The organism is Streptomyces sp. NPDC002845 (genome assembly GCF_053591955.1).
Genome location: NZ_JBSFUU010000021.1, coordinates 1,785 through 10,448 on the forward strand (window position 1 = coordinate 1,785; position 8,664 = coordinate 10,448).

An 8,664-nucleotide genomic window follows, 5' to 3' on the forward strand; every position below is an offset into this window, starting at 1 on the left:
AGGAGCGGCCACGGCCCGCACGGCATGGCACGGCACGGGTCCGGGGCGGGGCGTTCGGCCGAGCCCGGCTCCTCGCCATGAGGCGGCTCAACTCCAGCGTCAAGCGGGGGCTTGGGGGCGTCCATGCGTCCGGACCCAGGAGCGGCCACGGCCCGCACGGCATGGCACGGCACGGGTCCGGGGCGGGGCGTTCGGCCGAGCCCGGCTCCTCGCCATGAGGCGGCTCAACTCCCCAGCGTCAAGCGGGGCTTGGGGGCGTCCGTGCGTCCCGTGCGTGGGGGGCGGCTGCCTGCGCGGTAGGGGGCGGGCCAGGTGACGCCCGGTCCCGTGTAGCCCTGTTCCGCCGCCGCGTGCAGGGTCCAGTGCGGGTCGTAGAGATGGGGGCGGGCGAGGGCGCACAGGTCGGTGCGACCGGCCAGGATCAGGGAGTTGACGTCGTCCCAGGAGGAGATCGCGCCGACTGCGATCACCGGGACGCCGGTCTCGCCGCGGATGCGGTCCGCGAAGGGCGTCTGGTACGAGCGTCCGTACTCGGGGTGTTCACCGTCCACCACTTGCCCGGTCGACACGTCGATCGCGTCGGCGCCGTGCGCGGCGAAGGCCCGCGCGATCTCGACGGCGTCCTCGGCGGTCGTCCCGCCGTCGGCCCAGTCGGTGGCGGAGATCCGCACCGTCATGGGCCGCTCCTTCGGCCACGCCGCTCGTACGGCGTCGAAGACTTCGAGCGGGAAGCGCAGCCGCCGGTCGAGTGAACCGCCGTATGCGTCGGTGCGGTGGTTGGTCAGCGGGGAGAGGAACCCGGAGAGCAAATAACCGTGGGCACAGTGGAGTTCGAGCAGGTCGAAGCCACAGCGGGCGGCACTCCGGGCGGCTGCCATGAACTGCTCGCGGATGTCGGTCAGTTGGGTGTGCGTCAGCTCGTGCGGGGTCTGGCTCCCCGGCTTGTACGGGAGCGGGGAGGCGGCCACGAGCGGCCAGTTGTCGTCGTCCAGGGGTTCGTCCATGCCCTCCCACATCAGCTTGGTGGAACCCTTGCGGCCGGAGTGGCCGAGCTGGACTCCGATGGCGGTGCCCGGCGCCGCGCTGTGCGCGAACGTGACGATCCGCCGCCAGGCGTCCTCCTGCTGGCGCGTCCAGAGCCCGGCGCAGCCTGGCGTGATCCGCCCCTGTGGGCTCACGCACACCATCTCGGTCATCACCAGCCCGGCCCCGCCGAGCGCCCGTGCGCCGAGGTGGACGAGGTGGAAGTCGCCGGGGACGCCGTCCTCGGCCGAGTACATGTCCATCGGTGAGACGACGACACGGTTGCGCAGGGTCAGGCCGCGCAACCGGAACGGGGTGAACATCGGGGGCGTGCCGGGCGGGCAGCCGAACTCGCGCTCCACCGACTCCGTGAAGTGGGCGTCGCGCAGCCGCAGGTTGTCGTGGGTGACGCGGCGGCTGCGGGTGAGCAGGTTGAAGGCGAACTGGCGGGGCGGCTGGTCGAGGTACAGGGCGAGGTTCTCGAACCACTCCAGGCTGGCGCGGGCCGCGCGCTGGGTGGAGGCGACGACGGGGCGCCGTTCCTCCTCGTAGGCGGCCAAGGCGGCTTCCAGGGACGGCTGTTCCTCCAGACAGGCCGCCAGGGCGAGGGCGTCTTCGACGGCCAGCTTGGTGCCGGAGCCGATGGAGAAGTGCGCGGTGTGCGCGGCGTCGCCGAGCAGGACCAGGTTCCCGTACGACCAGCGCTCGTTGACGACGGTCCGGAAGGTGGTCCAGGTGGAGTTGTTGGACCTCAGCGGCCGCCCGCCAAGCGCTTCGGTGAAGACCTTCGCGCACCGCTCGACGGACTCGGATGTCTCCAGCTCAGCGAATCCGGCGGCCCGCCACACCTCCTCGCGCATCTCGACGATGACGGTGGAGTCGTCGGCCGCATAGGGATAGGCGTGGAGCTGCATCACGCCGTGTGCCGTCTCCGCGGTCTCGAAGCGGAAGGCGTCGAGGGCGAAGTCGGCGGCGAGCCAGATGTAACGGCAGCGGTGGCCGGTCACGTGGGGGCGGAACGCCTCGGCGCACGCGTCGCGGGTGGTGCTGTGCACCCCGTCGGCGGCGATGACGAGGTCGTACTCCTCGGTGAGCCGGTCCGCCGACGGAGCCTCGGTCCGGAAGCGCAGCTCGACGCCCAGCGCGCGGCACCGCTCGTGCAGGATCTCCAGCAGCCGGCGCCGGCCGAGCGCGGCGAAGCCGTGTCCTCCGGAGGTGTGGCGGATGTTGCGGTGGACGATGTCGATGTCGTCCCAGCGGATGAAGTCCCTCTGGAGGGCCTCGTAGACCACGGGGTCGGCGTGTTCTATGCCGCCCAGGGTTTCGTCGGAGAGGACGACGCCGAAGCCGAAGGTGTCGTTGGGGGCGTTGCGTTCCCAGACGGTGATTTCGCGGGCGGGGTCGAGGCGTTTGAAGAGGGCGGCGGCGTAGAGGCCGCCAGGGCCGCCGCCGATGATGGCGACTCGTAGGGGGTGGGTGGGCGCGGTCACCGCCCCCTCCATTTCGGTGGGCGCTTCTCCGTGAACGCCGCGTGGAACTCCGCGTAGTCCTCGCCGTTCATCAAGAGGGCCTGGGTCGAGGCGTCCAGTTCCACCGCCGCCGCCAGCGGCATGTCCAGCTCCGCCGTGAGCAGCGCCTTCGTCTGGGCGTACGCCAGGGCCGGGCCCTCGGCCAGGCGGCGGGCCAGGGACTGTGCGGTCTCGTCGGCGCGGCCCTCGTCCGCCAGTTCGCTGATCAGGCCGATCCGCTCGGCCTCCGGTGCCCGTACCGGCTCGCCCAGCATGAGCAGGCGGGTCGCGTGGCCGAGGCCGACGACCCGGGGCAGCAGATAGGCGGCGCCCATGTCGCCGCCGGACAGGCCGACCCGGGTGAAGAAGAAGGAGAACCGGGCGCTGGGGTCGGCCACCCGGAAGTCCGCCGCCAGCGCCAGCACGGCCCCCGCCCCGGCCGCCACGCCGTGCACCGCGGCGATCACCGGGAACGGGCACTCGCGTACGGCCCTGACGACCTGGCCGGTCATCCGGTTGAAGTCGAGGAGCTGGGCGGTGTCCATGGACAGGGTCGCGCCGATGATCTCGTCGACGTCACCGCCGGAGCAGAAGCCGCGCCCCTCTCCCGCCAGCACCAGCGCCCGTACGGACCGCTCGCGGGACAGCTCGGCCAACAGGTCGCGCAGGTCGGCGTAGGCACCAAAGGTGAGCGCGTTGAGCTTCTCGGGGCGGGCGAGGGTGACCGTGGCGACCCCGTCGTCGATCGCGCACCTCAGATGCCGCCAGTCGGGGGTGCGGGCGGCGGAGCCGGTGAAGGGACTCATGACGGGCGGCCTCCTCGTCGAGGCGTCGAGGCAAGTCACGGTACGGCTGTCCCACGAAGTTATCACTCATCCGTGACCACCGTCACGACTGCGCGATAACACTGTGCCGATGTGACCGATTGACGGGGGCCGGTCACGGGTTCTCGATAGCCCCGTAACGGCGGGCACAGCCGCGCGAGGCGCGCCGTTCACCTGGGTAACCGCTCGACGACGGGACGAGGGTCCCGTACGGCGCCCGCCGAGCGGCTCTGCCGGGCGGCGCCGTACCATTCCTAGAAGTTGAAAGCAGGACAGCCTGCTCCATGAACGGACCCGCCTTGCACGAACCCCCCGCCCCCGCCTCCTGGCGCATCGCGCTGCCGCACACCTCCGCGGCCGTGCCCGTCGCCCGTGCGCTGGTCCGCACCGCCCTGACCGAGCTGGGGCACGGCGCCGACCGCGACACCGCGGAGCTCCTCACCGCGGAGCTGGTCGCCAACGCCGTGGAGCACGCCGCGGGGAAGGGCCCCATAGAGCTGGTCGTCGAGCTCCTGCCGACCGGCTGCCAGGTCGAGGTCCACGACCCCGATCCGGCACCGCCGGGCAACCTCACGCATCCCGCGCCGGAGGACCCGGACGGCCCCGACCCCTGGCAGGAACACGGCCGCGGGCTCCTGCTGATCCGCGCCCTCAGCTCCTCCTGTGGACACCGTCCGACGGAATCCGGCAAGGCGGTGTGGTTCCGGCTGCCCGTGATCCCGCAGCAGCGCCGTTACGCCTGAGCGCTCCGCGCAGCCCCGCGCCCCTTTGGCGCGCGCTACCCCACCGGACTTCCGCCAGGCCCCTCAGGCCCCTCAGGCCCCTCAGGCCCCTCAGGCCCCTCAGGCCAGGGTCGCCACCAGGATCGCCTTGATCGTGTGCAGGCGGTTCTCCGCCTCGTCGAAGACCACCGAGTGCTCGGACTCGAACACCTCGTCCGTGACCTCCAGCGACTCCAGGCCGTGGGTCTCGTGGATCTCGCGGCCGACCTTCGTGCCGAGGTCGTGGAAGGCGGGGAGGCAGTGGAGGAACTTGACGTCGGGGTTGCCGGTGGCGCGCAGGACGTCCATGGTGACGGCGTACGGGGAGAGGGCTCTGATGCGCTCGTCCCAGACCTCCTTCGGCTCGCCCATGGAGACCCAGACGTCGGTGGCGACGAAGTCGGCGCCGTGGACGCCCTCGGTGAGGTGCTCGGTGAGGGTGACGCACGCGCCGCTGGCCTCGGCGAGCTTGCGGGCGTGGGCGACGACGTCCTCGGCGGGCCAGTAGGCCTGCGGCGCGACGATGCGTACGTCCATGCCGAGGAGCGCCCCGGTGACGAGGTAGGAGTTACCCATGTTGAAGCGGGCGTCGCCGAGGTAGGCGAAGGTGATCCCGTTCAGGGGCTTGGTGGAGTGCTCCAGCATGGTGAGCACGTCGGCGAGCATCTGGGTGGGGTGCCAGTCGTCGGTGAGGCCGTTGTAGACGGGCACACCGGCGTACGCGGCGAGTTCCTCGACGGCGGCCTGGCTGTCGCCGCGGAACTCGATCCCGTCGAACATCCGGCCGAGCACCCGCGCGGTGTCCTTCACCGACTCCTTATGTCCGATCTGGGACCCGGAGGGGTCGAGATACGTCGTCGACGCCCCCTGGTCGGCCGCGGCGACCTCGAACGCGCACCGGGTGCGCGTCGAGGTCTTCTCGAAGATCAGCGCGATGTTCCTGCCCCGCAGGTACCGCGTCTCGGCCCCGGCCTTCTTGGCCGCCTTGAGCTCGGCGGCCAGCTCGATCAGCGCGCGGAACTCCTCCTGGGTGAAGTCCAGCTCCTTGAGGAAGTGGCGGCCGGCGAGGGCGGTCGGGACTGTCGCCATGGGGCGCTCCTGGGGTGCTGACGGGTCGCGGACACGTTGCGGACACGGGAAACCGAACAGAGATGACGGTGGAATTCTATACGATGTTCCACATTTCTATACGGCCGCCCGCTCCACCGGACAGCTCATGCACCGCGGGCCGCCCCTCCCCCGCCCCAGCTCGCTGCCCGGGATCTCGATGACCTCGATGCCCTGTTTGCGCAGGTGCGTGTTGGTCGTCGAGTTCCGCTCGTACGCGACCACGACCCCCGGCTCGACGGCGAGCACGTTGCACCCGTCGTCCCACTGCTCGCGCTCGGCCGCGTGCACGTCCTGCGTCGCGGTCAGCACCCGGATCTCGTTCAGCCCGAGCGCGGCGGCGATGGCGCGGTGCATGTGCTCCGGCGGATGGTCGGTGACCTTCAGCTCCTTGTCGTCGACGCCGGGTTCGATGGTGTACGAGCGGAGCATGCCGAGCCCGGCGTACTGGGTGAACGTATCGCCGTCGATCATGGTCATCACCGTATCGAGATGCATGAAGGCCCGCCGCTTGGGCATGTCCAGCGCCACGATCGTGCGCGCCGACCCGGCCTCGAACAGCTTGTGCGCGAGCATCTCCACGGCCTGGGGCGTCGTCCGTTCGCTCATGCCGATGAGGACGGCGCCGTTGCCGATGACGAGGACGTCGCCGCCCTCGATGGTGGACGGGTAGTCGGCCTGGCCTTCCGACCAGAGGTGGAAGGTCTCCGCCTGGAAGAGGGGGTGATGCCGGTAGATCGCCTCGAAGTGCACGGTCTCGCGCTGGCGCGCCGGCCAGCGCATGGCGTTGATGGAGACCCCGTCGTAGATCCAGGCGGACGTGTCGCGGGTGAAGAGGTGGTTGGGGAGGGGCCCGAGAAGGAAGTCGTCGAGCTCCATGGCGTGGAAGCGGACGGAAATCGGTTCCGCGTGCGCGTCCAGGAATTCCCGCTTGGTCATCCCGCCGACGAGCAGTTCGGACAGCTCCTGCGCGGGCAATCCCTCGAAGGCGGCCCGGAGGTGGTCCGTGGCGAGCGGGCCGTACTCCTTCTCATCGAAGACCCGGTCCAGTACGAGCGTCCGGGCGGCCGGAATCGCCAGGACATCGGTGAGCAGGTCGCCGAAGAGGTGAACGACGACCCCGCGGTCGCGCAGCACGTCCGCGAACCCGTCGTGCTCGGCGCGCGCCCGGCGCACCCACAGCACATCGTCGAAGAGCAGGGCGTCCTTGTTACTGGGGGTGAGCCTTTTGAGCTCTATGTCCGGCCGGTGCAGGATGACGCGGCGCAGCCGCCCGGCCTCGGAGTCGACGTGGAATCCCATGTTCTCATCCTGACATTCGCGCGCGTGTTCACCCGCTGGTTGGCCGGATCGTGCGATTGCGCTCCGCTCGGGCACACCAATCTCGTCCCCTTGACGATAACTGTCGCCCACCATTATCGTCTTAGTGACGAAAATCAACAGCGAGGGGGACCCTCCATGGCGGACATCACCAGACGGCTCGGCCTGCGGCACCTGCGGGGCGCACCCACCGCCCACATCCGCCACCACCGCTCCGGCCGGATAGTCCACGACGGCCCGGGGCTGAGCTTCTGGTACCGCTCACTGACCGCCGCGCTCTCCGAAGTGCCGGTGGACGACCGGGAGCTGGCGATGACGTTCCACGCCCGTACGTCCGACTTCCAGAACGTGGCGGTGCAGGCCACGGTGACATACCGGATCAGCGACCCGGCGATCGCGGCCGCGCGTCTGGACTTCTCCATCGACCCCGACACCGGGGCCTGGCGCGGCACGCCCCTCGAACAGCTCTCGACGCTGCTGACGGAGACGGCCCAGCAGCACGCGCTGGACGTCCTGGCGCGTACGCCACTGGCGGCGGCCCTGGTCGACGGCGTCGCGGCGGTACGGGAACGGGTCGCGGGCGGGCTGGCCGCCGAGCCCCGGCTCCCGGCCACCGGCATCGAGGTCGTGGCGGTGCGCGTGGTGGCCCTGCGCCCCGAACCCGAGGTGGAGCGGGCGCTGCGCACCCCCGCCCGCGAGCAGATCCAGCAGGAGGCGGACCGGGCCACCTACGAACGCCGGGCCGTCGCCGTCGAGCGGGAGCGCGCCATCGCCGAGAACGAACTCGCCAGCCGGATCGAACTCGCCCGCCGCGAGGAGCAGTTGGTCGACCAGCAGGGCACCAACGCGCGCCGCGAGGCCGAGGAGCGCGCCGCCGCGGACACGGTGCGGGCCGGGGCGGAGGCGGCCCGGACGGTACGGCTCGCGGAAGCCGAGGCCGCGCGGGCGGTACGGCTCGCGGAGGCGGAGGCCCAGGCGGCCCGGACGGTCGGACAGGCGCGGGCCGAGGCGCAGGCGGCCTGGTTGCGGGTGCACGCGGAAGTGGACGCGGCGACGCTGCACGCCCTCACGGGGACACGGCTGGCGGAGAACCTGCCGCGGATCGAGAGCGTGACCGTGTCGCCGGATGTGCTGACCGGTCTGCTGTCGAGGCTGCGAGGCGCTTCAGCGGATGCGTCATGAGTCTCGCGCCGAGGGTGGTGCTGGTCCATCGCACCAGCGAGTACGAGGAGTTGGTGGCCCGGCACGGAACGCACGGGCAGGCCGCGTTCTTCCTCCGCTCCCGGGGGCGGGACATCGAAGAGGTGGCCGAGCGGTACCGGCGCGGGCGGCGGGCGCTGACGGAAGTCACCTCCTCGGTTCCGCTGACCTGGCGTCAGGCGCGGGTGGAGCGCGGTGACTTGGACCGCTTTCTCTTCGCGCCCGAGGACGTGGTGGTCGTGGTCGGGCAGGACGGGCTGGTGGCGAACGCGGCGAAATACCTGGCGGGGCAGCCGGTGGTCGGCATCAACACGGACTCCGGGCGCAATCCGGGTGTCCTGGTGCGTCACCGCCCCTCGGACGCCCGGAAGTTGATCGCCTCGACGGTGGAACGAGGGTGCGTCGTCGACGAATTGACCATGGTCGAGGCCGTCGCCGACGACGCGCAGCGGCTGGTCGCGCTCAACGAGATCTATGTGGGCGCGGTGGGGCACCAGACCGCCCGGTACCGCCTGGGGCTCGACGACGACAGGGGTGCCGTCGAGCCCCAGGCCTCGTCCGGTGTGCTGGTCGGCACCGGCACCGGGGCGAGCGGCTGGATCCGCTCCCTGTGGCAGGAGCGGTCCAGCGGGCTGGCCCTGCCCGGGCCCACCGAGTCACGGCTGCTGTGGTTCGTCCGCGAGGCCTGGCCTTCGCCGGCCACGAGCACGTCCCTGGTCGCCGGGGAACTCGCGCCCTCCGCGCGACTCCGGCTCACCGTCGAGTCCGACCGGCTCATCGCCTTCGGGGACGGGATGGAGGGGGACGCGGTGGAGTTGACGTGGGGGCAGGTGGTGCGGGTGGGGGTGGCGGAGGGTCGGTTGCGGTTGGTGGGCTGAGGAGGGGCGGATCCGCCCCGCCTCAGCCCCCATACCACACAAC

7 protein-coding genes are annotated in these 8,664 nt (G+C 71.3%); 3 read left to right on the plus strand and 4 right to left on the minus strand.

The window, feature by feature from the left end:
• Positions 1–224 precede the first annotated feature (224 nt).
• A complete protein-coding gene (locus ACWD3C_RS17190; RefSeq protein ID WP_451144667.1) occupies positions 225–2,525 on the minus strand; it encodes a bifunctional salicylyl-CoA 5-hydroxylase/oxidoreductase in 2,301 nt (766 codons plus the stop codon).
• Positions 2,510–3,337 (minus strand): enoyl-CoA hydratase family protein, encoded by an 828-nt coding sequence (locus ACWD3C_RS17195; RefSeq protein ID WP_451144669.1) that lies wholly within the window; start codon positions 3,335–3,337, stop codon positions 2,510–2,512. The genes ACWD3C_RS17190 and ACWD3C_RS17195 overlap by 16 nt, the downstream gene beginning before the upstream one ends.
• A gap of 302 nt (positions 3,338–3,639) precedes the next feature.
• Here ACWD3C_RS17195 and ACWD3C_RS17200 point away from each other — a divergent pair, with 302 nt between their 5' ends.
• Entirely contained in the window at positions 3,640–4,098 is a 459-nt protein-coding gene (locus ACWD3C_RS17200) for an ATP-binding protein (protein WP_451144671.1), read from the plus strand.
• 99 nt (positions 4,099–4,197) lie between these two features.
• On the opposite strand, the gene argF is transcribed toward ACWD3C_RS17200, so the two are convergent.
• A complete protein-coding gene (gene argF, locus ACWD3C_RS17205; protein ID WP_451144673.1) occupies positions 4,198–5,205 on the minus strand; it encodes an ornithine carbamoyltransferase in 1,008 nt (335 codons plus the stop codon).
• 96 nt (positions 5,206–5,301) lie between these two features.
• Entirely contained in the window at positions 5,302–6,525 is a 1,224-nt protein-coding gene (locus ACWD3C_RS17210; protein WP_451144675.1) for an arginine deiminase, read from the minus strand.
• 156 nt (positions 6,526–6,681) lie between these two features.
• Between ACWD3C_RS17210 and ACWD3C_RS17215 the strand changes: the two genes are divergently transcribed.
• Together ACWD3C_RS17215 and ACWD3C_RS17220 are read left to right on the plus strand one after the other, a co-directional pair.
• Positions 6,682–7,725 carry an SPFH domain-containing protein gene (locus ACWD3C_RS17215; RefSeq protein WP_451144677.1) on the plus strand — a complete coding sequence of 348 codons (1,044 nt, stop codon included), beginning with the start codon at positions 6,682–6,684 and terminating at the stop codon, positions 7,723–7,725.
• Positions 7,722–8,621 carry a hypothetical protein gene (locus tag ACWD3C_RS17220; RefSeq protein ID WP_451144679.1) on the plus strand — a complete coding sequence of 300 codons (900 nt, stop codon included), beginning with the start codon at positions 7,722–7,724 and terminating at the stop codon, positions 8,619–8,621. Before ACWD3C_RS17215 ends, ACWD3C_RS17220 begins: the two co-directional genes overlap by 4 nt.
• Positions 8,622–8,664 lie beyond the last annotated feature (43 nt).